The organism is Trueperella bernardiae (genome assembly GCF_030246965.1).
Lineage (GTDB): Bacteria > Actinomycetota > Actinomycetes > Actinomycetales > Actinomycetaceae > Trueperella > Trueperella bernardiae.
Map to the genome: position 1 here is coordinate 433,031 of NZ_CP127099.1, position 25,081 is coordinate 458,111.

At 65.4% G+C, this 25,081-nt stretch carries 33 protein-coding genes; 26 read left to right on the top strand and 7 right to left on the bottom strand.

What is annotated here, in order from left to right:
- The 14 genes from rplF (at position 1) to rplQ (ending at position 8,278) form a co-directional block, all read left to right on the top strand.
- Positions 1–537: a 50S ribosomal protein L6 gene (gene rplF, locus QPC17_RS02030; RefSeq protein ID WP_062613569.1), complete on the top strand. Its 537-nt coding sequence runs from the start codon at positions 1–3 to the stop codon at positions 535–537.
- A complete protein-coding gene (gene rplR, locus QPC17_RS02035; RefSeq protein ID WP_062613568.1) occupies positions 537–893 on the top strand; it encodes a 50S ribosomal protein L18 in 357 nt (118 codons plus the stop codon). The genes rplF and rplR overlap by 1 nt, the downstream gene beginning before the upstream one ends.
- 22 nt (positions 894–915) lie before the next feature.
- On the top strand, positions 916–1,605 hold the full coding sequence (rpsE, locus tag QPC17_RS02040) for a 30S ribosomal protein S5 (RefSeq protein ID WP_062613567.1): 690 nt from the start codon (positions 916–918) through the stop codon (positions 1,603–1,605).
- Positions 1,602–1,781, top strand: a complete 180-nt coding sequence (gene rpmD / locus QPC17_RS02045; RefSeq protein ID WP_068538838.1) for a 50S ribosomal protein L30 — start codon at positions 1,602–1,604, stop codon at positions 1,779–1,781. Before rpsE ends, rpmD begins: the two co-directional genes overlap by 4 nt.
- Complete coding sequence (gene rplO, locus QPC17_RS02050) at positions 1,781–2,254, top strand: 50S ribosomal protein L15 (RefSeq protein WP_062613565.1); 474 nt, start codon at positions 1,781–1,783, stop codon at positions 2,252–2,254. Before rpmD ends, rplO begins: the two co-directional genes overlap by 1 nt.
- Before the next feature lie 218 nt (positions 2,255–2,472).
- Positions 2,473–3,759 carry a preprotein translocase subunit SecY gene (gene secY / locus QPC17_RS02055; RefSeq protein WP_062613564.1) on the top strand — a complete coding sequence of 429 codons (1,287 nt, stop codon included), beginning with the start codon at positions 2,473–2,475 and terminating at the stop codon, positions 3,757–3,759.
- Complete coding sequence (locus QPC17_RS02060; RefSeq protein ID WP_062613563.1) at positions 3,756–4,340, top strand: adenylate kinase; 585 nt, start codon at positions 3,756–3,758, stop codon at positions 4,338–4,340. The genes secY and QPC17_RS02060 overlap by 4 nt, the downstream gene beginning before the upstream one ends.
- Entirely contained in the window at positions 4,337–5,164 is an 828-nt protein-coding gene (gene map, locus QPC17_RS02065) for a type I methionyl aminopeptidase (protein WP_432049309.1), read from the top strand. The genes QPC17_RS02060 and map overlap by 4 nt, the downstream gene beginning before the upstream one ends.
- Before the next feature lie 120 nt (positions 5,165–5,284).
- Positions 5,285–5,506, top strand: a complete 222-nt coding sequence (gene infA, locus QPC17_RS02070; RefSeq protein WP_062613562.1) for a translation initiation factor IF-1 — start codon at positions 5,285–5,287, stop codon at positions 5,504–5,506.
- 40 nt (positions 5,507–5,546) lie between these two features.
- On the top strand, positions 5,547–5,660 hold the full coding sequence (rpmJ, locus tag QPC17_RS02075) for a 50S ribosomal protein L36 (RefSeq protein WP_009748913.1): 114 nt from the start codon (positions 5,547–5,549) through the stop codon (positions 5,658–5,660).
- 133 nt (positions 5,661–5,793) lie between these two features.
- Entirely contained in the window at positions 5,794–6,162 is a 369-nt protein-coding gene (rpsM, locus tag QPC17_RS02080; RefSeq protein WP_062613561.1) for a 30S ribosomal protein S13, read from the top strand.
- 17 nt (positions 6,163–6,179) lie between these two features.
- Positions 6,180–6,572, top strand: a complete 393-nt coding sequence (gene rpsK / locus QPC17_RS02085) for a 30S ribosomal protein S11 (protein WP_062613560.1) — start codon at positions 6,180–6,182, stop codon at positions 6,570–6,572.
- 110 nt (positions 6,573–6,682) lie between these two features.
- The gene (locus QPC17_RS02090) at positions 6,683–7,678 is read left to right on the top strand and encodes a DNA-directed RNA polymerase subunit alpha (RefSeq protein ID WP_285347411.1); all 996 of its coding nucleotides are present in this window, start codon (positions 6,683–6,685) and stop codon (positions 7,676–7,678) included.
- A 93-nt stretch (positions 7,679–7,771) separates the two neighbouring features.
- Entirely contained in the window at positions 7,772–8,278 is a 507-nt protein-coding gene (gene rplQ / locus QPC17_RS02095; RefSeq protein WP_062613558.1) for a 50S ribosomal protein L17, read from the top strand.
- A gap of 169 nt (positions 8,279–8,447) precedes the next feature.
- Here rplQ and QPC17_RS02100 read toward each other — a convergent pair whose 3' ends face one another.
- The 5 genes from QPC17_RS02100 to QPC17_RS02120 form a co-directional block, all read right to left on the bottom strand.
- Positions 8,448–9,224, bottom strand: coding sequence for a MerR family transcriptional regulator (locus QPC17_RS02100; RefSeq protein ID WP_285347412.1), 777 nt, complete (start codon positions 9,222–9,224; stop codon positions 8,448–8,450).
- A gap of 161 nt (positions 9,225–9,385) precedes the next feature.
- The gene (locus QPC17_RS02105; RefSeq protein ID WP_062613556.1) at positions 9,386–10,144 is read right to left on the bottom strand and encodes an amino acid ABC transporter ATP-binding protein; all 759 of its coding nucleotides are present in this window, start codon (positions 10,142–10,144) and stop codon (positions 9,386–9,388) included.
- 44 nt (positions 10,145–10,188) lie between these two features.
- On the bottom strand, positions 10,189–11,166 hold the full coding sequence (locus tag QPC17_RS02110) for an amino acid ABC transporter permease (RefSeq protein WP_062613555.1): 978 nt from the start codon (positions 11,164–11,166) through the stop codon (positions 10,189–10,191).
- A 78-nt stretch (positions 11,167–11,244) separates the two neighbouring features.
- Positions 11,245–12,144 (bottom strand): ABC transporter substrate-binding protein, encoded by a 900-nt coding sequence (locus QPC17_RS02115; RefSeq protein WP_062613554.1) that lies wholly within the window; start codon positions 12,142–12,144, stop codon positions 11,245–11,247.
- 174 nt (positions 12,145–12,318) lie between these two features.
- Complete coding sequence (locus QPC17_RS02120; protein WP_062613553.1) at positions 12,319–13,086, bottom strand: ROK family protein; 768 nt, start codon at positions 13,084–13,086, stop codon at positions 12,319–12,321.
- A 73-nt stretch (positions 13,087–13,159) separates the two neighbouring features.
- On the opposite strand from QPC17_RS02120, the gene truA reads away from it, so the two are divergent.
- Both truA and QPC17_RS02130 read left to right on the top strand, forming a co-directional pair.
- Positions 13,160–14,002 (top strand): tRNA pseudouridine(38-40) synthase TruA, encoded by an 843-nt coding sequence (truA, locus tag QPC17_RS02125; RefSeq protein ID WP_062613552.1) that lies wholly within the window; start codon positions 13,160–13,162, stop codon positions 14,000–14,002.
- Between the two features lie 335 nt (positions 14,003–14,337).
- Positions 14,338–14,781: a methylglyoxal synthase gene (locus QPC17_RS02130; RefSeq protein WP_062613551.1), complete on the top strand. Its 444-nt coding sequence runs from the start codon at positions 14,338–14,340 to the stop codon at positions 14,779–14,781.
- A 78-nt stretch (positions 14,782–14,859) separates the two neighbouring features.
- On the opposite strand, the gene QPC17_RS02135 is transcribed toward QPC17_RS02130, so the two are convergent.
- Positions 14,860–15,243, bottom strand: coding sequence for a CBU_0592 family membrane protein (locus QPC17_RS02135; RefSeq protein ID WP_143602044.1), 384 nt, complete (start codon positions 15,241–15,243; stop codon positions 14,860–14,862).
- Positions 15,244–15,314: 71 nt separating this feature from the next.
- Here QPC17_RS02135 and QPC17_RS02140 point away from each other — a divergent pair, with 71 nt between their 5' ends.
- The 4 genes from QPC17_RS02140 (at position 15,315) to glmM (ending at position 18,872) form a co-directional block, all read left to right on the top strand.
- Entirely contained in the window at positions 15,315–16,247 is a 933-nt protein-coding gene (locus tag QPC17_RS02140; RefSeq protein WP_062613549.1) for a LysR family transcriptional regulator, read from the top strand.
- 183 nt (positions 16,248–16,430) lie between these two features.
- Positions 16,431–16,871: a 50S ribosomal protein L13 gene (rplM, locus tag QPC17_RS02145; protein ID WP_062613548.1), complete on the top strand. Its 441-nt coding sequence runs from the start codon at positions 16,431–16,433 to the stop codon at positions 16,869–16,871.
- 21 nt (positions 16,872–16,892) lie between these two features.
- A complete protein-coding gene (gene rpsI / locus QPC17_RS02150; RefSeq protein WP_062613547.1) occupies positions 16,893–17,375 on the top strand; it encodes a 30S ribosomal protein S9 in 483 nt (160 codons plus the stop codon).
- A 168-nt stretch (positions 17,376–17,543) separates the two neighbouring features.
- On the top strand, positions 17,544–18,872 hold the full coding sequence (gene glmM, locus QPC17_RS02155; RefSeq protein WP_285347413.1) for a phosphoglucosamine mutase: 1,329 nt from the start codon (positions 17,544–17,546) through the stop codon (positions 18,870–18,872).
- Between the two features lie 72 nt (positions 18,873–18,944).
- On the opposite strand, the gene coaA is transcribed toward glmM, so the two are convergent.
- Entirely contained in the window at positions 18,945–19,880 is a 936-nt protein-coding gene (gene coaA / locus QPC17_RS02160; protein ID WP_062613545.1) for a type I pantothenate kinase, read from the bottom strand.
- 87 nt (positions 19,881–19,967) lie between these two features.
- Here coaA and QPC17_RS02165 point away from each other — a divergent pair, with 87 nt between their 5' ends.
- The 6 genes from QPC17_RS02165 to QPC17_RS02190 are packed head-to-tail and all read left to right on the top strand — an operon-like array spanning position 19,968 to position 25,075.
- Positions 19,968–21,434, top strand: a complete 1,467-nt coding sequence (locus QPC17_RS02165; protein ID WP_285347414.1) for an NAD(P)H-hydrate epimerase — start codon at positions 19,968–19,970, stop codon at positions 21,432–21,434.
- Positions 21,427–22,524 (top strand): alanine racemase, encoded by a 1,098-nt coding sequence (gene alr, locus QPC17_RS02170; RefSeq protein WP_068538844.1) that lies wholly within the window; start codon positions 21,427–21,429, stop codon positions 22,522–22,524. The genes QPC17_RS02165 and alr overlap by 8 nt, the downstream gene beginning before the upstream one ends.
- A gap of 38 nt (positions 22,525–22,562) precedes the next feature.
- Complete coding sequence (gene tsaE, locus QPC17_RS02175; protein WP_062613542.1) at positions 22,563–23,069, top strand: tRNA (adenosine(37)-N6)-threonylcarbamoyltransferase complex ATPase subunit type 1 TsaE; 507 nt, start codon at positions 22,563–22,565, stop codon at positions 23,067–23,069.
- Positions 23,069–23,923, top strand: coding sequence for a hypothetical protein (locus QPC17_RS02180; protein WP_062613541.1), 855 nt, complete (start codon positions 23,069–23,071; stop codon positions 23,921–23,923). The genes tsaE and QPC17_RS02180 overlap by 1 nt, the downstream gene beginning before the upstream one ends.
- Entirely contained in the window at positions 23,904–24,563 is a 660-nt protein-coding gene (gene tsaB, locus QPC17_RS02185) for a tRNA (adenosine(37)-N6)-threonylcarbamoyltransferase complex dimerization subunit type 1 TsaB (RefSeq protein ID WP_062613540.1), read from the top strand. Before QPC17_RS02180 ends, tsaB begins: the two co-directional genes overlap by 20 nt.
- Positions 24,563–25,075: a GNAT family N-acetyltransferase gene (locus QPC17_RS02190; RefSeq protein ID WP_083200579.1), complete on the top strand. Its 513-nt coding sequence runs from the start codon at positions 24,563–24,565 to the stop codon at positions 25,073–25,075. Before tsaB ends, QPC17_RS02190 begins: the two co-directional genes overlap by 1 nt.
- The last annotated feature ends 6 nt before the right edge of the window (positions 25,076–25,081 follow it).

Sequence of the window (25,081 nt, forward strand, 5' to 3'; positions counted from 1 at the left end):
ATGTCACGTATTGGTAAGCTCCCAATTTCTATCCCGTCCGGCGTCGACGTCGCCATTGATGGCAACAACGTCAAGGTCAAGGGACCGAAGGGCGAGCTTGAGCTCACCGTCGCGTCCCCGATCGAGGTCAAGGTGGAGGACGGCCAGATCGTCGTCACCCGTCCGAATGACGAGCGCGAGTCGCGTTCGCTTCACGGCCTGACCCGTACCCTCGTGGCTAATAACATCATTGGCGTGACCGAGGGTTACAAGAAGGACCTTGAGATTCACGGTACCGGTTACCGCGTGCTGGCTAAGGGCTCGGACCTCGAGTTCTCCCTCGGCTACTCGCACACGATCCTGGTCAAGGCCACCGAGGGCATCTCCTTCGTGGTTGAAGGGCCGACCAAGTTCTCGGTCGTCGGTATCGACAAGCAGAAGGTTGGCGAGATGGCCGCCTCTATTCGCAAGCTGCGCAAGCCCGAACCATACAAGGGCAAGGGTATTCGTTACGCTGGCGAGCAGGTGCGTCGCAAGGCTGGAAAGGCTGGTAAGTAATGTCTAGTCACAAGTTTGCTGCGCGTAAGCGCCGCCACCAGCGCCTTCGCAAGCGCGTCGTTGGAACCGCTGAGCGTCCCCGTCTGGCCGTCTCCCGTTCGAACCGTCACATGATCGCCCAGGTCATCGACGATTCGGAGGGCAAGACCCTGGCCTACGCCTCCACGCTCGAGGCCGACTTCCCGTCGGACACCGAGGGCAAGGTGGGCGCCGCCCGCATCGTGGGTGAGCGCATTGGTAAGCGCGCGATCGAGGCCGGCGTTTCCGCCGTCGTTCTCGACCGCGGTGGAAACAAGTATCACGGTCGCGTGGCCGCGGTTGCCGATGGCGCCCGCGAAGCCGGCCTGAACCTGTGATCTGAAACGAGAGGATATAGACATGGCTGCAGAGCAGCGTGGACGCCGCTCCGAGGGTGACCGCGAGGAGCGCGGCAACCGCGAGCGTCGCAACGAGCGTCGTACCGATCGTCGCGCAGATGACAGGAATGCCTACATCGAGCGCGTCGTGACCATTAACCGTGTTGCCAAGACCGTCAAGGGCGGCCGTCGCATGGCCTTCACCGCGCTCGTCGTGGTGGGCGATGGCAACGGCACCGTTGGCGTCGGCTACGGCAAGGCCAAGGAAGTGCCGGCCGCTATTGCGAAGGGCACCGAGAAGGCGAAGAAGAACTTCTTCAAGGTTCCGCGCATCGGCACCACCATCCCGCACCTGGTGCAGGGCGAGGACGCCGCCGGCGTCGTCCTCCTGCGTCCGGCGTCCGCCGGTACCGGCGTTATCGCGGGTGGCCCGGTTCGCGCCGTCATGGAGGCCGCTGGCATCCATGACATCCTGTCGAAGTCGCTTGGCTCGTCCAACGCGATCAACATCGTGCACGCCACCGTCGCGGCGCTCAAGCAGCTTGAGCAGCCCGAGGCGGTTGCGGCTCGCCGTGGCCTGCCTGTTGACCAGGTTGCCCCGGCTGCGATGCTCCGGGTCCGTGCCGAGCACGAGGCCAAGGAGCGCGAGGACGCCGAGCTCGAAGCTAAGCGCGAAGAGAACGAGGCTGCCGCCGCGGGAGTTGGTGCATGATGCTGAAGATTACGCAGAAGAAGGGCCTCGTTGGGGCCACGCAGTCCCAGAAGGCGACCATCGCCTCCCTTGGCCTGCACAAGATTCACCAGAGCGTGACCCACCAGGACAACGCCGCGATCCGCGGCCAGATCCGTAAGGTGACACACCTGGTCGATGTGGAGGAGGTCGAGTAATGACTGATTCGACGACCAAGTCGGAGCCGCTGAAGATTCACGACCTGCGTCCGGCCCCGGGCTCGAACAAAGCCAAGATCCGCGCTGGTCGCGGTGAGGGCGGCAAGCGCGGTAAGACCGCGGGCCGTGGCACCAAGGGTACGCACGCCCGCAACACGGTTCGTCCGGGCTTTGAGGGTGGCCAGATGCCGCTCCACATGCGTTTGCCGAAGCTGCGCGGCTTCAAGAACCCGGCCAAGGTCTACTACCAGGTTGTCAACCTTGACGCCCTGAACGAGTTGTTCCCCGAGGGTGGCGACGTCACCGTCGAGCAGCTCGTGGCCAAGGGCGCGGTTCGCAAGAACCGCCCGGTCAAGATTCTTGGCACCGGTGAGATCACGGTCAAGATCAACGCCGTGGTCGACGCCTGGTCGGCGTCGGCCCAGGCCAAGATCGAGGCCGCTGGCGGAACGCTGGCGAAGCGAGATGCCTAACACTTAGTCAATTGGCCCCCACAACCTGTGGGGGCCAATTGCGTTTCACCGCGATTTGTCGCACATCCGCCCATTTTGGTTATTTGTATCAGGGTGGGAGTAGGTATAGTGAAACGGTGTCTGCCTAGACACCGGCAAGATCTGCATGCGCAGATCTCACGAGCTCGATTGATCGGGCACCACGCGACGGCCCACGGGCTGGCATTTGGAGGATTGTTTTGTTCAAAGCACTGGTATCGGCATTCCGTACACCGGATCTGAGGCGCAAGCTTCTTTTTACGATGTTTATCATGGCGATCTATCGCCTCGGTACCTACATGCCTGCACCGTTTGTGTCGTACGCCAACGTCAAGCAGTGTCTGGACGAGCAGGGTAGCGCTGATCTGTTGACGATGTTGAATATGTTCTCGGGCGGTGGCTTCCTGCAGCTGTCGATCTTCGCCCTGGGCATCATGCCCTACATTACGGCGTCGATTATCGTCCAGCTCATGCGAGTGGTCATCCCGCGCTTCGAGGAGCTACACAAGGAAGGGCAGACCGGTCAGGCGAAGCTGACCGAGTACACCCGTTACCTCACGATCTTTTTGGCTGTCCTCCAGGCCTCGGTGATCGTGTCGGTGGCTAATTCTTCGATCTTCCAGCTGTGCACGGTTGACCCGATCCCGAACGCGAACCCGGGCAAATACCTGCTGACCATCCTCGCGGTGACCGCCGGTACGGGCCTCATCATGTGGCTGGGCGAGCTGATCACCGAGCGCGGAGTTGGCAACGGCATGTCGCTGCTCATCTTCACGGGTATCGCGGCGTCGTTCCCCACGATGCTCACGAACGTCTACCGTTCCGACGGCGGCGTCTCCCGCCTCCTCATCGTGCTCGCGATGTTCCTGGCGATCACGCTCGTGGTCGTGTTCGTGGAGCAGTCCCAGCGTCGCATCCCGGTCCAGTACGCCAAGCGCGTGGTCGGTCGTCGTACTTACGGCGGCACCTCCACCTACATTCCGCTGAAGATCAACATGGCGAACGTGATCCCCGTTATCTTCGCGTCCTCCATCCTTGGCCTGCCGCAAATGATCGCCCAGTTCGGTGATCAGAACTCCGGCTGGACACGCTGGGTGGCGGAGAACTTCTCGCACGGCTCGGGCTGGTACCTGGTCATGTATGCGCTCCTCATCATCTTCTTCGCGTTCTTCTACACCTCCATCACGTTTAACCCGGAGGAGATCGCGGACAACATGAAGCGTTACGGCGGCTTCGTGCCGGGCATACGCGCCGGGCAGCCGACCGCCGACTACCTGCGCTACGTCATTAACCGCATCAACTGGGTGGGTGCGATGTACCTCGCGATTATCGCGCTCATTCCGCAGATCGTCTTCAACTCCATGGGTATTAATTCCCTATCCTTCGGTGGAACGTCGATTATTATTCTCGTGGGCGTCGGCCTCCAGACCGTGAAGGACATCGACGCTCAGCTCCAACAGCGTCACTATGAAGGATTCCTCCGATGAATTACCGTCTCGTCATTGTTGGCCCTCCCGGGGCTGGCAAGGGCACGCAGGCAGCCGGCGTCTCTGAACGCCTGGGCATTCCGTGGCTTTCTACCGGCCAGGCGTTTCGCGACGTCATTACGTCCGGTTCCGAGCTCGGCGATCTGATCGCCTCCTACATCAATGAGGGCAACCTCGTGCCTGACGAGCTGACGGATCGCCTTGTGGCCTCTCGCCTGGATGAAACGGGCGCGGAGAATGGCTTCCTCCTTGATGGGTATCCGCGAACGCTCGCGCAGGTCGAGGCGTTGGACAAGATGCTCGAGGAGCGGGATGCTCCGCTCGACGCCGTGATTGAGCTCGACTTCCCGGAGGAGGCGATCGTGGATCGTCTTCTCAAGCGAGCCGAGGTTGAGGGGCGCGAGGATGACACGGAAGAGGTCATCCGCCACCGTATTGAGGTCTACCACGAGAAGACCCAGCCGCTTTTGGACGTCTACCGCAAGCGCGGGATCCTCGTGCCGATCGACGGCCGCGGCACGATCGAAGAAGTGCGCGACCGCCTGATTGCCGGCTGCCGGGCTTTCCTGGGCTCAAAGTGATCGAGTACAAGTCTGACGCCCAGATCGTCGCCATGCGCAAGGCTGGCCTTGTGGTGGCGGCGATTCACACGGCGTTGCGCGATCAGATTCGTGCGGGCATGACCACGGCGGACCTCGACGCGATTGCCCTCGACGTCCTGCAAGCCCACGGCGCGGTCTCCAATTTTTACGGGTACTACGACTACCCGGGCCAGATTTGCACGTCGGTCAACGACGTCGTCGTCCACGGTATCCCCGGCCCGCTCGAGTTGCAGCCGGGGGACCTGGTGTCGATGGACTGCGGCGCCGTCGTCGATGGGTGGCACGGGGATGCCGCGATTTCGGTGGTCCTGCCCGGGGGAGACCCGCAGGTGCGGGAGGCGCGCGAGCGGCTGAATGACATCACACGTGAATCGATGTGGGTAGGGATTGCGGCGATGGCCACCGGGAAGCGTGTGGCGGACATCGGCAACGCGATCGACGACTACGTCACCGGCCTCGACGACGCCGACCAGCCCGACATCCTGCTCGACTACGTCGGCCACGGGATTGGCACGTCGATGCATCAGGACCCGGAGGTCCTCAATTATCGCACGTCGGGGCGTAGCCCGAAGCTCAAGCGCGGAATGGTGCTGTGCATCGAGCCGATGCTGGCGGCGGGCAACCAGGCCACGAGCGTCGACGACGACGAGTGGACGGTGCGCACGAAGGACGGCTCGGACGCCTGCCACTGGGAGCACATGGTGGCCAAGCACAAGGGTGGCATCTGGGTGCTGACCGCGCCGGACGGGGGAGTCGAAGGGCTCGCGCCGTACGGCATTGTTCCCGTCCCGCTCGAGGCGTGACGAGATACACCGCGAACGCCCTTTCGAACGGTTGGGCCGATCCCGTAGTATTGAACGTTGGTGCCACGTCGGTACCCGTCGGATCCGTCCGGCGATAGCAATTTCAGTTAAGCGGGGAACATGGCGAAAAAAGAAGGCGTCATCGAGGTAGAGGGCACGGTCACTGAGGCCTTGCCTAACGCGATGTTTCGTGTCGAGTTGGAAAACGGGCATATGGTGCTCGCACACATCTCTGGCAAGATGCGTCAGCACTACATCAGGATCCTTCCGGAAGACCGGGTGGTTGTAGAGCTCACGCCCTACGATCTCAGCCGCGGCCGGATCGTTTATCGCTACAAGTAAACCGCACTCTACCGCCACTTTGGCAACAGGAAGCACCCGAATGAAGGTCAAGCCTAGTGTTAAGAAGATCTGCGACAACTGCAAGGTGATTCGTCGCCACGGTCGCGTCATGGTTATCTGCGATAACCCGCGCCACAAGCAGCGCCAAGGCTAAGTCACAGATCGCGGGGTAACCCGCAGCAATTGCATTACTAGTGCGAAAGCACAACCCTCAGTCCGAAGGCTGAGGCCCGATCAGGGACAGTAATGCTCCACACCTTCGGAAGAAGACAATAGGGAGCCACAACATGGCACGTCTTTCCGGCGTTGATCTCCCGCGCGAAAAGCGCGTCGAGATTGCGCTTACGTACATTTTCGGCATCGGCCGGACCCGTTCTCAGGAGACCCTCGCGGCCACCGGTGTGAATCCGGACATCCGCGTGAAGGATCTGACCGAGGAGGATCTGGTTAAACTCAAGAACCACATCGACGAGCACTACAAGGTCGAGGGCGATCTTCGCCGCGAGATCCAGGCCGACATTCGCCGCAAGGTCGAGATTGGTTGCTACCAGGGTATCCGCCACCGTCGTGGCCTGCCCGTGCACGGTCAGCGTACGAAGACGAACGCGCGTACCCGCAAGGGTCCGAAGCGGACTGTCGCAGGCAAGAAGAAGTAGGGTAGAGGAGTTTAAACATGCCACCTAAGACTCAGCGCCGCCCGCGTAAGGCTGCGCGTAAGAACGTCCTCAACGGACAGGCGCACATCAAGTCCACCTTCAATAACACGATCGTCTCGATCACCGATGCCAAAGGCGAGGTCCTCGCTACGGCGTCGGCGGGCATGGTCGGCTTCAAGGGTTCGCGTAAGTCCACGCCGTACGCCGCTCAGCTCGCCGCTGAGAATGCCGCGCGTCGTGCGATGGACATGGGCCTGAAGAAGGTCGACGTCTTCGTCAAGGGCCCGGGCTCCGGCCGCGAGACCGCGATTCGTTCGCTGACCGCGTCCGGCCTGGAGGTCACCTCGATTTCCGACGTGACCCCGCAGGCGCATAACGGCTGTCGCCCGCCCAAGCGCCGTCGTGTGTGATCGCAGGCCCTTTGGGGCCTCAAGCCGCAGGGCCACGCCCTGCAGGGGATGAACCCACATCAGAGAATCAGGGTGTCATATAGCGGGCACCCGTTGAAAGGACATCACCAGTGATCATTGAACAGCGACCCACGCTGATGGAAGAGAAGCTTTCCGATACACGTTCGCGTTTCACGCTCGACCCGCTCGAGCCCGGCTTCGGCTACACGCTGGGTAACTCCCTGCGTCGTACGCTGCTGTCCTCGATCCCCGGCGCAGCCATCACCTCGGTTCACATCGACGGCGTCCTGCACGAGTTCTCGACTGTTCCCGGCTGCAAGGAAGATGTCGCCGAGATCATCTTGAACCTCAAGGAGCTCGTTGTGACCTCCGAGCACGATGAGCCGGTTCTCATGTACCTGCGCAAGCAGGGCCCGGGTCAGGTCCTGGCTTCGGACATCACGCCCCCGTCGGGCGTGGAGATCCACAACCCGGACCTCGTGATCGCCACCCTCAATGAGAAGGGCAAGATCGAGGTTGACCTGACTGTCGAGCGCGGCCGCGGTTACGTGTCCGCTGCGCAGAACAACTCGCCGGATTACGAGATCGGTCGTATTCCGATCGATTCGATCTACTCGCCGGTGGTGAAGGTTTCCTACAAGGTCGAGGCCACGCGTGTGGGCCAGCGTACCGACTTCGACAAGCTCATTGTCGACGTGGAGACCAAGCCGTCCACCCAGCCGCGTGACGCGTTCGCGTCCGCCGGCAAGACCCTCGTCGAGCTCTTTACGCTGTGTACGGAGCTCAATGAAGAGGTGGAGGGCCTGGAGCTCAAGGAAGCCCCTGTTGTCGAGCAGCAGTCCTCGGATCTGCAGCGCCCGATCACGATCCTGAACCTGCCCGCCCGCTCGCAGAATTGCCTGCAGCGCGAGGGCATACACACGATCGGTGAGCTCGTCATGCGCTCGGAGGCTGACCTCCTCGATATCCGTAACTTCGGCGCCAAGTCGATTGAGGATGTCAAGGATGAGCTGGCCAAGCTCGATCTTCGTCTGAAGGATTCGCCCACGGGCTTCATGTCCGGTTTCGGTGACGACTACGGCATGCAGTTCAGCGACGACGCGTAATTTAGGAATTACCTTCGCCTGGGACTAGGACGCCGCAGGCGAAGGCGCGGAAGAGCTCGCAGAGCTTGCCCGCACAGTTATTGAGGAGTAAATATGCCCAAGCCCGCAAAGGGTCCGCGCCTCGGGGGCAGCCCGTCCCACGAGCGCAAGATTATTGCCAACCTGTGCAAGTCGCTCATCATGAATGAGCAGGTTGTGACCACGGAGGCCCGTGCCAAGCGCGTGCGTCCGCACATCGAGAAGCTCATCACGAAGGCGAAGAAGGGCGACACCTACAACCGTCGCCTCGCCCTCAAGGTCCTCGGCGACCGCGAGGTTGCCTACGTCCTGTTCGAGGAGCTCGCCCCGAAGTTCGCCGAGCGCAACGGTGGCTACACCCGTACCACCAAGCTGCCGAACCGCAAGGGTGACAACGCTCCGATGGCCCTGATCGAGCTCGTTCTCGAGCCGGTCTCGCCCAAGCAGGCCGTTGTCAAGGAGGCCGAGAAGGCTGCCCAGAAGGCCGCTGAGGCTGAGGAGGCCGAGGTTGAGGAGGCCGCAGTCGAGGCCGAGGAGGCCCCGGCTGAGGCTGAGGACGCTCCGGCGGAGGACACCGAGTAAGAAGCTCGCATGAACGATGCCCGGCATAAGCCGGGCATCGTTGTATCACGGGTGCGGTTCGGACCGATTTAAATGTACTGGACGATTCCGGGGTGATCTCCTCATATACGAAGATCTCCTCGGAATCGTCCAAAAGTTTTTAGTGGGTCGAGCCTGACGTCGCTTGAATTCAGACCCACTCGACCCGCTCGAGGTCGACACCGTGGGCTGCCGCGTTGGCGTCGATCACCTGGTGGAGCCAGTGGGTGAGCCCGGGGGCGACGTCGTCGTAGTGGGCGCGGAAGCGCCGGTCAGCGACATAGCCACGCCCAAGGATGACGTGTTTGGCGTGTGTGACGGGGAAGAAGCCCTCGGATAGAAGTGCCCGATGCTCCTCGGCAAGGGCGTTTGCCTCCTCAGAGCCGGGGACGACGCCGGCCTGCATGGCCTGGGCGAGCCGGGTTTCGACGTCGTGCTGGCACCTGGCCACCCTCTCCCAGTCGGCCTTGGTCATGCGGGCTTGGCGCTTGGCTGAGATCTCCCAGTCAGATGTTTCGCCGTAGGCCTCCTCGGCTTCGGCCTGGTAGGCGGGGAAGTTGGCCTCGCCCAGGATTGCGGCGACCTCGTCGACGCTAAGTTCGTGATTGTTCATGGCATCCTCCAGAAGGTAGTCGAGGGCGTCGATCATGCGTGTCAGTTCGCCCTGTTTTTCCATGAGAAGCTGGCGCTGGCGGCGTAGGTGGTCGACGCCGGTACCCGGCCCGGCGAGCAGATCTCGGATCGCGTCAAGGCTCATGCCAGTGGTTCGGTAGGCCATGACCTGCTGGAGACGGGCGATGTCGGTGTCGGAGTAGAGGCGGTAGTCGGACCAGGTGCGCTCGGGAACCACGAGCCCGCGCTCCTCCCAATAGTGGAGCGTTCGTACCGAGATTCCCAGGAGCTGGGCTACGTCACCAACTGTTCTCATATCTCGATCATGGTTCCTGACGCGGCGTGAGGGTCAAGGGAGACTTAGAGTGTGATGAACAGGAACAGTCCGAATGCGCCGGTCATCCCGATGAGTACCCACTTGAACTTGACCAGGATCGCCACGTACTCGCGTAGGAAGGCGGGGCGGCACAGTGCGCGCTAGAGCACCTTCGCCAGGAATTCCTTGGTGCGAGGGTGGGAGGGGTGGTCGAAGACGTCGGCGGGGGTGCCGGATTCGACGATCTGGCCCTCGTCCATAAGGATCACCTGGTCGGAGACTTCGCGGGCGAAGCCGATCTCGTGGGTGACCACCACCATGGTCATGCCCTGGGCGGCGAGGTTTTTCATGACGGCGAGCACCTCGCCCACAAGCTCGGGGTCGAGCGCGGAGGTGGGCTCGTCGAAGAGCATGAGCTCCGGTTGCATGGCGAGCGCCCGGGCGATGGCGACGCGCTGCTGCTGGCCGCCGGAGAGCTCGGCGGGGTAGTGGCTGGCGCGGTCGGCGAGCCCGACCTGGGCGAGCAGCTCCTCGGCGCGCTTCTTCGCGGCCGCTTTCTCCACGCCTTTGACCTGGATCGGGGCCTCCATGACGTTCTCGAGCGCGGTCATGTGCGGGAAGAGGTTGAAGCGCTGGAAGACCATCCCAATTTGCGTGCGCTGGACGGCCACCTGCTTTTCGGTGAGCTCGTGGAGTTTGCCGTCCACCTTCCGGTAGCCCATGAGCTGCCCGTCGACGATGATCGACCCGGCCTGAATCGTCTCCAGTACGTTGATGCACCGCAAGATGGTGGACTTGCCGGAGCCGGAGGGGCCGAGGATGGTGGTGACCGACCCACGCGGCACGTCGAAGCTGACCCCGCGCAGGACGTGGAGGTTGTCGAAGAACTTGTGGACGTCGTGGACCTCAACCATGTTCATAGCGTTCTCTTTTCCCAAAGTCTCAGTTAGCAGGGCGGCGCGCCTTAGGGTGTGTATTCGATCATCGGGTTGTCAACCGTGGTGCCGGCGGCGTTGATCGCGGCCTGGCGCGAGCGGCGTTGCTTGGCCTTTGCGCGCCGGGAGAGCCGGTCGACGTCGCCGTCCTTGACCCCGCGCCCGTAGTAGGCCTCGATGTAGTGCTGGCCGACCATGAGGATAGAGGTGATGGCGAGATACCAGATGACGGCGATGAGCAGCCACGGGATTTGGCGCAGGGAGGCGAAGCCGAGGGCGTTGGTGACGTAGGTAAGGTCGAGGGTGAAGGGGACGGCGGAGACGAGCGAGGTGGTCTTGAGCATGGAGATCGTCTCGTTGCCGGTGGGCGGGATGATGACGCGCATGGCCTGCGGGAACACGATCCGGCGCAGCACCTGGCCGCGCGACATGCCGAGCGCTTTGGCGGCCTCCTCCTGGCCGGCGTCGACAGAGTTGAGGCCGGAGCGGACGATCTCGGACAGGTAGGCGCCCTCGTTGAGGCCGAGCCCGAGCACGGCGTAAATGAACATCGTGCGCTGGAGGTCGCCGGGGACTAGCCGGTTGGGGTTGAGGGTGAAGAAGTTGATGTCCGTCCATGGGATGCCCACGGTAATCGTGGTGAACAGGGTGCCGATGAGACCCCAGAAGATGAGCTGGGTGTAGATCGGGGTGCCGCGGAAGAACCAGATGTAGGCCATCGCCACCCAGCGCAGCACGGGGTTTTGGGAGCGGCGCATGACGGCCATGGTGACGGCAAGGATGATGCCAAGCACCATGGCCCCCACGGTGAGTGCGAGGGTCCAGCCCACCGCCCTGATGACTTCGGGGCGGAAGAGGTTGGCCCACACCACGTCCCAGTGCCAGTTGGGGTTGGTGATGAGCACGTTGATGATCATGAGGGCGAAGATGCCCACGACGACGGCGGAGACGATGCGCCCCCAGTGCCGGACGGGGACGGCGTCGATGATTTCGATGTTGTCGTGCATGGTGTGCTTTCTGAGGACCACGGGAGGGGTGGCAAAGGCCCCGGACGGCAACCAAGCCGCCGACCCGGGGTTGCGCGATTAGGAGGCGGGGTTGAGCACGGCCTGGTCGGCTACGCCCTCGGAGATGCCCCAGGTGTCGAAGATGGCCTTGAGCTGGCCGTCGTCCATGAGCTTTTGGAGTGCGGCCTGGATGGCGGCGGTGAGCTCGGCGCTGTCCTTGGGGGTGACGATGCCGTACGAGGCGGAGTCCTCGACCTCGCCGATGCGCTCGATCTTGCCCTCGTTGAGGGAAATGGCGTAGTCGGCCACGGGGGAGTCGGTGTACATGGCGTCCACCTGGCCCGAGGCCACGCGCAGGGTGACGGCGGACTGTTCGGACAAGGACTGGATCTGGATCGGGTCGTCCTTGCACTGGCCCTCGTTCATGTCGGCGAGGACTTCTTCCTGGTAGGTGCCGGTCTGGACGCCCACCACTTTGCCGCACGGCTGGGTCTGGTCAAAGCCGTTGGGGTTGCCGGCGGGCACGGCCCAGGACGAGCCGGCCTGGAGGTATTTGATCATGTCGACCACGTCTTGGCGGTCGGCGTTGATGGTGAAGTTCGCGATGCCGATCTCGTAGCGGGTGCCGATGCCGGGGATGATCGCGGCGAATTCGGCTTGCTGGAATTCGACGTCGAGTCCAAAGACCTTGCCGATCGCGTTGCCCATGTCGATGTCGTAGCCGAGCGGGGTGACGCCGTCGGGGGCGTAGAACTCGGCGGGGGCAAAGAAGATGTTGGTGCCGACCACCAGCTTGCCGTCGGCGGCGATCGCCTCGGGGACCATGGCGGCGATCTTGTCGTCCTTGGTGATGCCGGACAGGTCGGCGGCGAGCATACCCTCGCTCGTGGCGTCGCTTGCGTTGACGTCGTCGTTGGAGCAGGCCGCGAGCGTGAGTGCAAGGGTGGCGGCTGCGATGGCCGAGATCGTGCGCTTCATGATTCCTCCGTAGAACGTGGGTGCGCCTGCGTGGCGCACTCACAAGTATATGCGTTGGAGCGAATAAGTATGCAACTGTTCCATGGTGTGGTCGCCCACAGTACTTGCGCTTCGGAGGGTTCACGACGCCGTCGCGCGGCTTTCGCGGGTACGCGGTCTCGCGATGGCGCCTGGCTACCTGCCGACCATCGACCAGGCGCGCACGCCCCCGGCCATCCCGGCCATGTTGGGCACCCAGTTCGCCTGCGGCATGCGGGCGCGCACGGAGTCGGTCACGCGCGCGGCGTTGCCCCCGCCGATATACAACGAGTCCCAGCGGAAGACGGGCCACAGGGTCTCCACGGCCTTGGCCACGCGGCGCGACCAGGCCGAATCGCCGAGGCGGACGCGCTCGTGTTCGCCGAGGATGTCGTCGAAGGTGAGTCCCCAGCGCACGGTGGCGTGTGAGATTTCGAGATGGGGTGCGAGGCGGCCGTTGTCGAGGAAGGCCGAGCCGAGACCGGTGCCGAGGGTCAGCACGAGTTCGAGCCCCTTGCCGGACACGATCCCCGCGGCGGCAACCTCGGCGTCATTGAGTACGAGCGCGGGCACGCCGAAGCGCGCCTCGAGCGCGGTTTGCATGTCCTGCCCGTTCCAGGCGTGCTCGAGGTTGGGCAGGATGCGCGTGTGGGGGCCGGCGCGGCGGATGTAGTGCGGGGTGTAGGCCACCACGCCGTGGCGGATCATGCCGGGCATGCCAAGCGTCATGCGGTCGATGTGCGGCGCGCCGAGCTCGGAAAGCTGGGCCTCGATGACCTGAAGCAGGTCCTCGGGGGAGAAGGGGTAGGGGACCGGGGTGCGCACCACGTCGCTGCGCTGGAACCCGCCCGCGTCCAGGACGCAGGACTTGATGCCGCCACCGCCGCAGTCGACGGCGAGCGTGTAAATCTGGGATGCGTCCATGCTTAGACGGTAGCGCAAAAGTCTAGACATTCGATAGTTTCTACAGGCCCGCCCGGCCCCGTAGTCTGGGGGCATGAGGATTCGCATCGATCTGTCCTACGACGGCACCGGCTTCCACGGCTGGGCCGCCCAGCCCGGCCTGCGCACGGTCCAGGGCGAACTCGAGTCGGCGCTCGCGATGATCCTGCGCCAGGATGTGGCGCTCACGGTGGCGGGCCGCACCGACGCCGGGGTCCACGCCGCCGGACAATGCGCGCACCTCGACGTCGCCCCCGCGGCCTGGGAGGCACTGCCCGGGCGCTCCAGTCGCACCCCGGGCGAGGCGCTGGTGGCGAAGGTCAACGCGATCACGGCGCGCGGGGCGGGCGGGGCGCCGGGCTACACGGATGTCATCGTGGGCGACGCCCGGGCGGTCCCGCAGGACTTCGACGCTCGTTTTTCCGCGCTGTGGCGGCGATACTCCTACCGGATCGCCGACGGGGTGGGCGCCTGGGATCCGCGCCGGCGCGACGTGCTCTGGCTCGACTATCCGCTCGACGTCGACGCGATGAACCGGGCGGCGCAGGGCCTGCTCGGTGAGCACGACTTCCTGTCCTTCTGCAAGCCGCGCGAGGGGGCGTCGACCGTGCGCACGCTGCTCGAGCTCGGCTTCGAGCGCACGGGCGGGATGGTCGTGGGGTATGCCAAGGCTGACGCGTTTTGCCACTCGCAGGTGCGCACGCTCATGGGAACCCTCATCGAGGTCGGCCGTGGGGCCCGCGACGAGGGCTGGCCGGCCGCGCGCCTGAAGGAGGCGGTGCGTAACGGGGAGGTGGTAGTCGCCGCTCCTCATCCCCTCACGCTCGAGGAAATCGGCTACCCCGCACCCGAGCTCTACGGGCAGCAGGCCACCCTCACGCGGCGCTACCGAGGATAGCGCCCCGCGCGAGGGAGGGGCGGTAGTGGGTGGCTAGTCCTGCCGGCCGGCGGCTATGGGTGTGCGACGCGCTGGCGGTGATGATGATCGTGGCGGGCAACCGGTTGCCCGACCACTCGATGAAGTTGAGGAAGCGGTCGATCGGGCCCGTCTTGGGTGTGGGTGGAGGTTAGCTTCACAGTTTTCCAGCTTCACCTAGGCTGGTGGTCCTGCTAGCGTGGAAGGTGCAAGGAAGCCCCTTGGTCGAATGGCCAAGGGGCTTTGTCCTGCCCGGGGTATCCCTGGTGGGAAAGCGCGGCAACGTGCCGCATGAGTGGCATCCTAGGAGGTGTCAGATGAGAATTGCACTGGTCGCACATGACCGCAAGAAGCAGGAGCTCCTCGAGTGGGCTCAGTACAACTTCCCCGTGCTGAAGGAGCACATCCTGTGTGGTACGGGAACCACCGCGACTCTGATTCGCAACGAAACCGGCCTCGACGTCGAAATCCTCAAGTCGGGCCCCAAGGGTGGCGACGCCCAGATCGGCGCCCGCATTGTCGAAGATCGTCTGGACGCGATGTTCTTCTTCTGGGACCCGGAGGCTGCCCAGCCTCACGATCCGGACGTCAAGGCGCTCCTGCGCCTGGCCACCCAGTACAACATCCCGGTGGCGATGAACCGCGCGACTGCGGACATCATCATCGGCAGCCCCCTGTTCTACAACGAGGGCTACGAGCGCGCCATGTACGATCCGGCGCTGCGTGATCCCTACGAGGTGCTCGATATCGTCGAGGCCTAAGGGAAAGCGAACAAACAAAAGCGGCGAGTGTTCCTCGCCGCTTTTTCGTTGCGATCGTCCGTATCGCACACTTGATCCCTATTTGCCCAGGGCGTGGGCGGTCACCACCTCGTCAATGTAGGAGAAGGTGATGTGGGCGTCGTCGGAGGGCAGCTCGTAGAGGGGCTCGCGGCGCGGGCGGCGGGCCTTGGTGGCGATGAGCTGGCGCAGGTAGGCGCGCTTGACGGTGAGCACCACGTAAAAGCCGATGAGAACGAACATGGCGTTGGAAAACACCGAGGGCCAGGCGCCGGTGGCGGAGGCGAGGATGACCATGAATAGCCCCGAGCTGATGCACATGAGCTGGTAGCGCAGTGAATCGGCCGCGAGCTTGCCGGTGGAGACGAGGTAGTACCCGCCGAGGTAGAGCGCGGCGCCGATCCATCCAAGACACTGTGCGATGGTCTGCATTGTTTCGTTCACAGCTCTATAGTGACGGCCCAGAAGGTTAATGACAATTGAAATTAGCTGGAGTTGGGGTTAAGTTTTACTTCATGGCTATTTCGGTGCAACGTCTTGACGTTCTCTTGGCCGTCTCGAGGGAAGGTGGCATCCAAGCGGCGGCCGACGCCCTGCGTGTCTCGCCCTCGGCGGTAAGCCAGCAAATCCGCAAGCTGGAGCGGGAATGCGGGGTCGAGCTGCTCGTGCGCACGCACTCCGGCGCGGTGCTGACGGAGGCGGGCAAGATCGTCGTCGCGGGTGCCGAACGCATCGAAAGTGAACTCGATCGCACTGTGCGCGAGCTGCTCGAAGCCGAGGGGGTGCCCACCGGAATCGTCCGCCTCGCCTCCTTCCAGACCGTCATCCGTGGTCTCGTCCTGCCCAACCTGGACCTCTTCGCCGAGATGGCCCCCGGCATCGACCTCCATCTGCGCGAATCCACCACCGACGCCGCGCTGGCCGCCGTGCGTCGTGGGCGGGCCGACATCGCCGTGCTCGAATATGACTCGGAGATCCCGCGTGGCCCCCGTGGGGTCAACGTGCTACCGCTCCTGCAAGAGCCGTGGTACATGGTCTACCCCTCCTCCTATGCTGAGCCGGCTGATCCGCGCGAGTTCGCCAGCGAGACTTGGCTCGGAGTCGACCCGGACACAGCCGCCGGGATCGCCACCACGCGCCTGGCCCACCAGTGGGGGTTCACGCCGTCGGGGAAGTATGTGTATGAGGACTACGACGTCGCCCTCCACATGGTCGCCGCGGGCCTCGGCATCGCCGTGCTCCCCAAACTCGGGCTGGGGGTGCTCCCGGGTGGGGTCCAGGTGCGGATGCTCACTGGGCTCGGCACCCGCCGGCTCGTCTTGTGTGTGTCCGCAGCCCTGTCACGCCAATCCGATACCATTGACCACACGTGCAAGGTCCTGCGGCAGATCGCACTCACGGCCTCCGAGCAGGGCAACATGCACACCCCGCCGGCGGGCGGTGCGTAGGTGGTGGAACTGGCCACACCGCCCGCGGCACCTTTGACGCCGCTAAGCCGCGCTGATTAAAATAAAAAACCGTTGTGCCCTGATGCTTTTCCCACTCGTCTTGGCACGGCGGCGAATCCGACCATTTGGCACATAGCGGCAAAGCCATCCGCTAGCCAAACATGAATAGAAAAGGCTACGCAAGTGCGCACTTTTACACCGAAGCCCGGTGACATCGAGAAGAAGTGGTACGTCATTGACGCCACCGATGTTGTCCTTGGCCGACTGGCAGCCCAGGTTGCCCCCCTGCTCCGTGGGAAGCATAAGCCGACCTTTGCTCCGCACGTTGACACGGGTGACTTCGTCATTGTTATCAATGCTGACAAGGTCGCTCTGACCGGTATGAAGCATACGCAGAAGATGGCCTACCGCCACTCCGGTTTCCCGGGCGGGCTGAAGGCTACCTCGTACGCAGAGCTTCTAGAGGAGAATCCCGAGCGCGCCGTCTACAAGGCTGTCGCCGGCATGCTCCCCAAGGGCACCCTCGGACGTCAGCAGCTGAGCAAGCTCAAGATCTACCGTGGCGCTGAGCACCCGCATTCCGCTCAGAAGCCCGAGGTCTACGAGCTCAAGGCTGCCAAGTAACCACTTTACTTAAGGAGAACCGTGGCACAGACCACCGAAACTGAAGAGCTCGAGGAGCTGAGCTCGTACACTACCGAGACCGCCGAGGAGCAGACCGGCCAGGGTACCTCCCTGACCGCCCCGGGCGCTGGTCTCGGCCGCCGCAAGGAAGCAGTTGCTCGCGTCCGCCTCGTTCCTGGCACCGGCCAGTGGACCATCAACGGTCGCTCGCTGGAGGACTACTTCCCGAACAAGCTGCACCAGCAGCTCGTCAATGATCCGTTCACCCTGCTTGACCTCAAGGGTCGCTTCGACGTGGTCGCCCGCATCCGTGGCGGCGGCACGTCCGGCCAGGCTGGCGCGCTCCGCCTTGGCATCTCGCGCGCGCTGAACGAGATCGACCGTGAGGCGAACCGCCCGGCCCTGAAGAAGGCTGGCTTCCTCACCCGCGACGCCCGCGCTGTCGAGCGCAAGAAGGCCGGCCTCAAGAAGGCGCGCAAGGCCTCGCAGTTCTCGAAGCGTTAATCGCACCTTTTTCATTGGCCCCGCCCATGCCGCATGCCGGCCCGGGCGGGGCCTTTGCATTCGTCGGACAAGAAGGCTATCTCACGAAAGTGGGCCGCCGGGTTCTCCGGCCCGGGCGGGCCGCGTGCGATAATTGGTGGGACATACGTGTTTGGTAAAGGAGTAAACGTGGCTCGTTTGTTTGGTACCGACGGTGTGCGTGGCCTCGCGAATCGCGAAATCACGCCCGAATTTGCGCTCCAGCTTGGGCAGGCCGCCGCGCGCGTGCTGGCCGAGGAAGCCGAGGGCCGCCCCAAGGCGATCGTCGGGCGCGACACGCGCCAGTCCTCCGCGATGCTCTCGCATGCGGTGGGCGCGGGCCTGGCGTCGGCGGGCGTGGACGTGGAGCACGTGCGTGAGATCCCCACCCCGGGCATCGCCTACCTCACGTCGGCGCGCGGCTACGACCTGGGCGTCATGATTTCCGCCTCGCACAACGCGATGCCGGACAACGGGATAAAGTTCATCAACGCGAACGGCTTTAAGCTGGACGACGCGATCGAGGACCGCATTGAGGCCACCATGTCCTCCGACTGGGAGCGCCCGGTGGGCGCCGACGTGGGCATGATCGACGAGTCCGCCGCCGTCTCCGACCGGGTCTACATGGACCACCTCGTGTCCGTGGGCGCGGACCTCACGGGCCTGTCCATCGTGCTCGATTGCGCGAACGGTGCGGCCTCCCGCGTGGCGCCGAAGGTGTTCCAGGAGCTGGGCGCGGACGTCGTCGTCATCAACGCCAGCCCCGACGGGCGTAACATCAACCGTAATGCCGGCTCGACCCACCCCTACCGTCTCCAGCAGATGGTCAAGGCCGCCGACGCCGACATGGGATTCGCGTTCGACGGCGACGCCGACCGTTGCATGGCCGTGGACACGAACGGCAAGCTGGTCAACGGGGATGAGATCATGGGCCTGCTGGCGCAGTCGATGAAGGATAAGGGCGAGCTGGCGGGCAACACGCTGGTCATCACGGTCATGTCGAACCTGGGCCTGCGCCTGGCGCTCGATGAGAAGGGGATCGACTACGCGATCACGGGCGTGGGCGACCGCTACGTGCTGGAGAACATGCTGGCCAACGGCTACGTGCTGGGCGGCGAGCAGTCCGGGCACGTCATCAACCTCAACCATGCCACCACGGGCGATGGCACGCTGACTGCGATCCTCGTGGCCTCGGAGGTGGCCCGCTGCAAGGAGGCGCTACACCGCGCCGTGGAGTGGGTGCACGAGCTGCCCCAGCGCCTCATCAACGTGCCGAACGTGGACAAGAACCGCACCGACGAAATCGCTGCCGAGGTGGCGGCCGCGGAGGCCGAGCTGGGCGAGACCGGCCGTGTGCTGCTGCGTGCGTCGGGCACGGAGCCGCTGGTGCGCGTCATGGTCGAGGCCCAGACCCAGGAGCAGACTGACCGGGTGGCCGAGAATCTCGCGGCCGTCGTCGCTGAGCGTCTCGCACTCTAAAGCGCGAGTATTGACACGGGCGCCCCGGAGGGATCCGGGGCGCTGTCGTATGCTTGCCGCCGCCCGGCGTCGCTAGATCTTGCGCAGCTGGATCTGCTCGATGCGGTGGTCGGGGCCCTTGGTGAGGGTCACCGTGGCGCGCGAGCGCGTGGGGGCGATGTTCTCGCGCAGGTTGGGCAGGTTGATTGAGGCCCAGATCTGGCGAGCCGTGGCGGTGGCCTCCTCGTCGGTGAGGTTGGCGTACGAGCGGAAGTAGGAGTCCTTGTGAGAGAACGCTGTGGTGCGCAGGGAGCGGAAGCGGGAGATGTACCACTCTTCGAGGTCAGCTTCGGCGGCGTCGATGTAGATGGAGAAGTCGAAGTAGTCGGAGACGGCGAGCTGCTGGGCCGCGTCGGTACGCGCGGGCTGGAGGACGTTGAGGCCTTCGACGATGAGGATGTCGGGTCTGCTGACTACGATCGTTTCGCCGGGGACGATGTCGTAGGTGATGTGATCGTAGACCGGCACCTCGATGTGGGGCTCGCCGGATTTGACCTGCTGGAGGAAGTCGAGGAGTGCCCGGCGGTCGTAGGATTCGGGGAAACCCTTGCGGCCCATGATCCCGCGCTCGGTGAGCACCGCGTTGGGGTAGAGGAAGCCGTCGGTGGGCACGAGCTCGACGTTGGGCGTGTAGGGCCAGCGCGAGAGCAGTTCGCGCAGGAGACGCGCGGCGGTGGATTTTCCGACAGCGACCGAGCCGGCGATCCCCACGATCCAGGGCGTTCGTTCGGTTTTGCGCTCGAAGAAGGCGCTGGTGTCTTTGCGCAGGTTGGAGGTGCACGTGGCGTAGGTCTGCATGAGGGCGGATAGTGGCCGGTAGATCGCGTCGGCCTCGGTGAGGTCGATGGGGTCGCCGAGGGAGGAGATGCGGTCGAGGTCGTGCTGGGTGAGGGGCAGTGGCGCCTTGTCCGCGAGCTCCGCCCACTCGTCGTGGGTGAAGGAGACGTATGGGGAGTGCAGATCGGTCATTCCTTAAGTGTGCCAAGGTGTGCTGGTTTTCGCACGCCGCGGGGCTGGAGTGGACGCGCAGGCGTAGAGTAGGGGAGACAAGGGGGAATGATGGACCAAGCGTTTGCCGCGGATGTGGTGCGGCGTGCCGAGGAGCCGCTGCTTGCCTCGGGCGTGCCCCTCATGGATCGCGCCTCCTACGCGCTGGCCACAAAGGTGGCTACGTTGCGGCTGCCCGGTGAGCGGGCGCTGGCGCTCGTGGGCCGGGGCAACAACGGCGGGGACGCGCTCTTTGCTGCCGCCTACCTCACCCGGCGCGGGGTGTCGGTGAGCGCCGCTATTGCGGGTGACGTCCACGCGGAGGGCCTAGCTGCCGCCAGGCGTGCCGGGGTGCAGATCTGTGAGATCGATGGCGTGGCGGCCCTGCGCGAGATCGCGCGCGGTGCGGGCATCTGGATCGACGGCCTGCTCGGGATCGGCGCCTGCGGTCCTATCCGCGAGCCGTATGCCTCCTGGATTCGGGTGCTGAACGAGGAGCGGGCCGGGCGAATCGTCGTTGCGGTGGACGTGCCCTCCGGCGTTGCCGCTGACGACGCCGATCTACACGGTCCCGTCCTTTGCGCCGACCTCACGCTGGCCATGGGATGCCTCAAGCCCGCCCACCTCCTGCCGCCCGCGCGGTATGCGTGCGGGGCCGTGGAGGTAGTGGAGCTCGGGCTCGGGCCGCACCTGGGCGAGCCGGCGGCGCGGCAGCTGACGGACGCGGACGTGGCCGGCTTGTGGCGCGTGCCGGGGCGGGAGGATCACAAGTACACGCGCGGCGTGGTCGGGCTGCTCACCGGCTCGCGCGACTACCCGGGAGCCGGCGTGCTGAGCGCGGCCGGGGCGCTAGGCGGCGGGCCCGGCATGGTGCGCTACCTCGGGAGCAGTCCGGACGTCATGGCAGCCCACCCGGAGGTGGTGCCCGGCGAGGGCCGCGTGCAGGCGTGGGTGATCGGGTCGGGGCTGACCGACCTCGAGGGCGCCGGCGAGGTTTTCGAGCAGGCGCTGGCCGAGGGCCTGCCCGTGGTGCTGGACGCCGGGGCGATCGCCCTGGCCTACGATCGGGAGCTTCCCACCCGCGTGGTGCTCACCCCGCACGCCGGCGAGCTGGCCGAGCTCATGTCCGCAATCTCCGGCGAGGAGTGGGATCGCACGCGCGTGGAGTCCGCCCCGGTGCGGGCGGCGCGTGAGGCCGCCGCCCGCACCAGGGCCACGGTAGTTGCCAAATTCGCCACCACGATCATCGCCGGCCCCGGTGCGCTCTATGCGCAGAGCGGCGCGCCGGGTTGGGCCGGCACGGCGGGCTCGGGCGACGTGCTCGCCGGGCTCACCGGCACCATCCTCGCCGCTCACGCCGATGCCCTCGCCCGCGACCCCGGCCTGACGACGCTGTATGCGGCCGCCGCCGTCCACGTCCACGCCCGAGCAGCCGCACGCGCCGCGGGCACGACGGGCGGCCAGGTTGGCCACCCCATCACCGCCACGGACATTGCCCGCAAGCTCGCCTCCACGATCGGATCGATGAATGACTAGCTTCCCTTCTCGCGCCCTCATCTCCCGCAGCGCCTTCGCCCACAACGTCGCACGCGTGCGGGCCGCAACTGACGCCGAAGTCATGGCGATCGTCAAGGCCAACGCCTACGGCCACGGCCTGGAGCGCGTGGCGCGTTGGGCCTGGGAGGAGGGCGTGCGCTGGTTCGGCGTAGCACAGCTCGCCGAGGCCCTCGAGCTGCGCGGCTACCTCCCGGACGCCCGAATCCTCACGTGGATCTACAGCCCGTCTGACGATCTGGCCGAGGCGCTCGCGGCCGGACTCGACCTCTCGGTCGGGTCGCAGTGGGCACTAGAGAAGCTAGCGGGGGCCGATCGAGCCCGCGTCCACATCAAAGTCGACACCGGCATGGCCCGCGGCGGGCTCACCATGGCGGAACTCGAAAGTTGCGCCGAGCGCATTGCGAGCCTCGAGCGCGAAGGCCGGATCGACGTCGTCGGGCTGTGGTCGCACCTGGCGCGCGCCGACGAACCGGACAGCGAGGAGACCGCCCGGCAGATCGAGCGCTTCGAGCGGGCCCGGCAGGTGCTCGCCGACGCCGGCGTGGTCCCGCAGCGCCTGCACCTGGCGGCTTCCGCCGGCACGCTGTGGCACCCTGCCGCGCACTACGACATGGTCCGCCCCGGCATCGCGCTCTACGGGCTCAGCCCCAACCCGGAGGTCGCCACCGCTGCCGAACTCGGGCTGCGGGCCGTCATGCAGCTTGAGGCCGACGTCATGACCGTGCGCGACGTGCCGGCCGGCACCGGCGTGTCCTATGGTCACACGTACGTCACGGGCGGGGACGCTCACCTCGGCGTCGTGCCCCTCGGGTATGCGGACGGAATCCCGCGGATGGCCTCCAACACGGCCGCCGTCACCGTGGCCGGCCAAACCTGTCCGATCCGCGGCAAGGTGTGCATGGACCAGTTCGTCGTGGAGGGGGAGCTGGCCCCGGGCGACGTGGCCGTCCTGTTCGGCGACGCCGCCACCGCCGCCACCGCCGACGACTGGGCGGAGGCGACCTCCACCATCGGCTATGAGATCGTCACCCGTATCGGATCCCACGTTCCCCGCGTGGACGCCCCCTAGGAGGGGCCGCGTAGAATGTGGGGAGGAAAGGATGGCTGATGAAGCTTCTCGTACCCACTGTTGATGACATCCACCGCGTAGGGCGCGCCCTCGGCGCACACGCCCAGCCGGGGGACCTCGTCATGCTCAACGGCCCCCTCGGCGCCGGCAAGACCACGATGACGCAGGGGATCGCGGACGGGCTCGGGGTCACGGACGCCGTGTCCTCGCCCACGTTCGTCATCGCTCAGATCCACCCCGGCCGCTTCGACCTCGTGCACGTGGACGCCTACCGGCTCACCTCCATGGAGGAACTCGACGCGCTTGACCTGGACGCCTCGCTCGACGAGTCGCTCACTGTGGTCGAGTGGGGCAGCGGCAAGGTGGAAACCCTCACCGGCTCGCGCCTCGAGATCGACATCGTGCGCCCCACCGGGGCTGACGCGGCGGTGGGCGAGCTTGGCGAGGACGAGCCGCGTACCCTCACCTTCCACCCCTACGGCGAGCGGGCCGAGGAGCTGGCGCGCGCTGTAAGGGCCGAGGTTCCAGATTTAGAGAGCCGCTAATGCACCGCCTCCTTCTCCTGCTCGTGCTCTCCCTCCCACTGGCGCCCATCGCCGCCACCACCGACCCCGCGGAGATCCCCGAGTCCGTGGCCGCCTGGTTTAACGACAAGGCGCTCGCCACCGTCCGTTCCCACGCCTCCGAGGCGTTCCCGGACGCGAGCGCGGAGGAGGTGGCTGCGATGAAGGTGGGCGCGCCCCAAAAGACGGCCGTGTTCGCCGACACCTCGGGAGTCAACGCCATTCAAACCTCCGACCGCTGGATCGCGCCCATCATGAGCGGCTCGGACGCCGTGGGCGCCGTCTCGGTCGACTTCGCTTCCGGGATCGCCGCCGATGAGATCGTGCGCGGGGACGAACGGCTGGGAACCGCGATTGCGCGCGGCGAAGCCGACGTCACCTTCGTGTGGGACCCGCGCCTGAGAGCCTGGTTCGCCATGCGCGAGTCAACCATCGAACCCGCCGGTTCCGCGGGTGCCAGCATCGTGCTCGGCGCGATTCCGCTCACCGATTTCCTCGCCCAGCGCGCCCGGATCCTGTCCAGCTCCACGCCCGTGCCCGAGTCGCCGTCGGTAAGCGCCGTGGCCCCGGCCGAAACGGGGCGCAACCTGCCGGTGACGATCATGCTCGTGCTCGTGGTGCTCGGCCTGATCATCGGTTCGCTCGTGTGGCTGCGCTCGGAGCAGGGCACCGATGAGGACGAGGAAGCCGAGCAGAGCGAGCTTTCCACGGTTCTCCGCAAAGGCCTGGTGGGGATCGGCGAATCGAAGATGCGCTTTCGCGATTCGGCGAAGAAGATCAACGTGTATAAGTCACCGAAGAAGAAGGACGAATCCCGTGCACTTTCTGACGATTGATTCATCGACCGGCATTGAGGCTGGCGTGTGCCACGAGGAGCTGGGGATGGTGCGCGACCTCGCGGTGGCCACCTCGGCCTCCACCCGCGAGCACGCCGAGAAGCTCACGCCCCTCATCCAGGGCGCGCTCGCCAAGGCCGGGATCGAGCGCCCCGACGCGATCGTGGTCGGCACCGGCCCGGGAGCCTTCACTGGCCTGCGCGCCGGGCTCGTCACCGCCCGCACGCTTGCCCGCGCCTGGGGCGTGCCGCTCTACGGCGTGTCCACCCTGGAGATTCTGGGCCTGGCCGCCTCTGACCAGGGTGCGCAGGAGGTCGTGCCGATTATCGACGCGCGGCGTAAAGAGGTCTACGCGATGCGCGTGCGGCCAATGGGTGCCGACGACGTCGCCGTCATCGAAGCGCCCGAGGTCCTCACCCCGGCCGAATTGGCCGAGCGCCTGCGCCACGAGCCGGCGATCCTGGCCGCGATGTCCGCTGACCTCTACCCCGAGTTGGGCGAGCGCCTCGTCGTCGCGCCGCGCCCGTCCGTCATGGCCCGCATCGCCTCCTCGCGCCTGGCCCGGATCGAGGCAGGTGAGGAGCTCTCGCTCGACACAGAGCCACTCTACCTGCGCCGCCCCGACATCCACCAGGGCTAATGGACGCGCCCGCCGGGGTGAGGCTGGTCCGCCCGCCGCAGGCGTGGTGGCCTAAGGCCGCCAGCTTCGACGCGGCGAACTTTGGCCAGGACTCCTGGCCCGCCCCCGTGTGGGAGAGCGAGCTAGCCGCGCCCGGCCGCACCTACCTCGCGCTCGTCACCGACGTGCTGGGGGAGGGCACGGTCGTGGGGCTCGGCGGGATCTCGCACGGGCCGGAGGCCGAGGTCCTGACGATCGCGGTGGCCTCGCACATGCGCGGGCGCGGCCTGGGCGCCTTCCTGCTCGCGCGGCTGCTGGAGATTCCGTGCGAGCACGGCGCCGACGTCGTCTTCCTCGAGGTGCGCGCCCACGACGCCGGAGCCCGGCGTCTCTACGAACGCGCCGGCTTTGCCTCGGTGGGCCTGCGCAAGGGGTATTACTCCGACGACGACGCGCTCATCATGCGCCTGGATCTGAACCCGCGCGAAGGGGAGCAAGCGTTGGAATGCCAAGGAAAAACGGATAGCGATTAACGCACT

Excerpts from the sequence above, each read along its gene's own strand:
- rplF (WP_062613569.1), top strand. The coding sequence starts at position 1 with ATGTCACGTATTGGTAAGCTCCCAATTTCTATCCCGTCCGGCGTCGAC.
- rplR (WP_062613568.1), top strand. The coding sequence starts at position 537 with ATGTCTAGTCACAAGTTTGCTGCGCGTAAGCGCCGCCACCAGCGCCTT.
- rpsE (WP_062613567.1), top strand. The coding sequence starts at position 916 with ATGGCTGCAGAGCAGCGTGGACGCCGCTCCGAGGGTGACCGCGAGGAG.
- rpmD (WP_068538838.1), top strand. The coding sequence starts at position 1,602 with ATGATGCTGAAGATTACGCAGAAGAAGGGCCTCGTTGGGGCCACGCAG.
- rplO (WP_062613565.1), top strand. The coding sequence starts at position 1,781 with ATGACTGATTCGACGACCAAGTCGGAGCCGCTGAAGATTCACGACCTG.
- QPC17_RS02060 (WP_062613563.1), top strand. The coding sequence starts at position 3,756 with ATGAATTACCGTCTCGTCATTGTTGGCCCTCCCGGGGCTGGCAAGGGC.
- infA (WP_062613562.1), top strand. The coding sequence starts at position 5,285 with ATGGCGAAAAAAGAAGGCGTCATCGAGGTAGAGGGCACGGTCACTGAG.
- rpmJ (WP_009748913.1), top strand. The coding sequence starts at position 5,547 with ATGAAGGTCAAGCCTAGTGTTAAGAAGATCTGCGACAACTGCAAGGTG.
- rpsM (WP_062613561.1), top strand. The coding sequence starts at position 5,794 with ATGGCACGTCTTTCCGGCGTTGATCTCCCGCGCGAAAAGCGCGTCGAG.
- rpsK (WP_062613560.1), top strand. The coding sequence starts at position 6,180 with ATGCCACCTAAGACTCAGCGCCGCCCGCGTAAGGCTGCGCGTAAGAAC.
- rplQ (WP_062613558.1), top strand. The coding sequence starts at position 7,772 with ATGCCCAAGCCCGCAAAGGGTCCGCGCCTCGGGGGCAGCCCGTCCCAC.
- QPC17_RS02100 (WP_285347412.1), bottom strand. The coding sequence starts at position 9,224 with ATGAGAACAGTTGGTGACGTAGCCCAGCTCCTGGGAATCTCGGTACGA.
- QPC17_RS02105 (WP_062613556.1), bottom strand. The coding sequence starts at position 10,144 with ATGAACATGGTTGAGGTCCACGACGTCCACAAGTTCTTCGACAACCTC.
- QPC17_RS02110 (WP_062613555.1), bottom strand. The coding sequence starts at position 11,166 with ATGCACGACAACATCGAAATCATCGACGCCGTCCCCGTCCGGCACTGG.
- QPC17_RS02115 (WP_062613554.1), bottom strand. The coding sequence starts at position 12,144 with ATGAAGCGCACGATCTCGGCCATCGCAGCCGCCACCCTTGCACTCACG.
- QPC17_RS02120 (WP_062613553.1), bottom strand. The coding sequence starts at position 13,086 with ATGGACGCATCCCAGATTTACACGCTCGCCGTCGACTGCGGCGGTGGC.
- truA (WP_062613552.1), top strand. The coding sequence starts at position 13,160 with ATGAGGATTCGCATCGATCTGTCCTACGACGGCACCGGCTTCCACGGC.
- QPC17_RS02130 (WP_062613551.1), top strand. The coding sequence starts at position 14,338 with ATGAGAATTGCACTGGTCGCACATGACCGCAAGAAGCAGGAGCTCCTC.
- QPC17_RS02140 (WP_062613549.1), top strand. The coding sequence starts at position 15,315 with ATGGCTATTTCGGTGCAACGTCTTGACGTTCTCTTGGCCGTCTCGAGG.
- coaA (WP_062613545.1), bottom strand. The coding sequence starts at position 19,880 with ATGACCGATCTGCACTCCCCATACGTCTCCTTCACCCACGACGAGTGG.
- QPC17_RS02165 (WP_285347414.1), top strand. The coding sequence starts at position 19,968 with ATGATGGACCAAGCGTTTGCCGCGGATGTGGTGCGGCGTGCCGAGGAG.
- alr (WP_068538844.1), top strand. The coding sequence starts at position 21,427 with ATGACTAGCTTCCCTTCTCGCGCCCTCATCTCCCGCAGCGCCTTCGCC.
- tsaE (WP_062613542.1), top strand. The coding sequence starts at position 22,563 with ATGAAGCTTCTCGTACCCACTGTTGATGACATCCACCGCGTAGGGCGC.
- QPC17_RS02180 (WP_062613541.1), top strand. The coding sequence starts at position 23,069 with ATGCACCGCCTCCTTCTCCTGCTCGTGCTCTCCCTCCCACTGGCGCCC.
- QPC17_RS02190 (WP_083200579.1), top strand. The coding sequence starts at position 24,563 with ATGGACGCGCCCGCCGGGGTGAGGCTGGTCCGCCCGCCGCAGGCGTGG.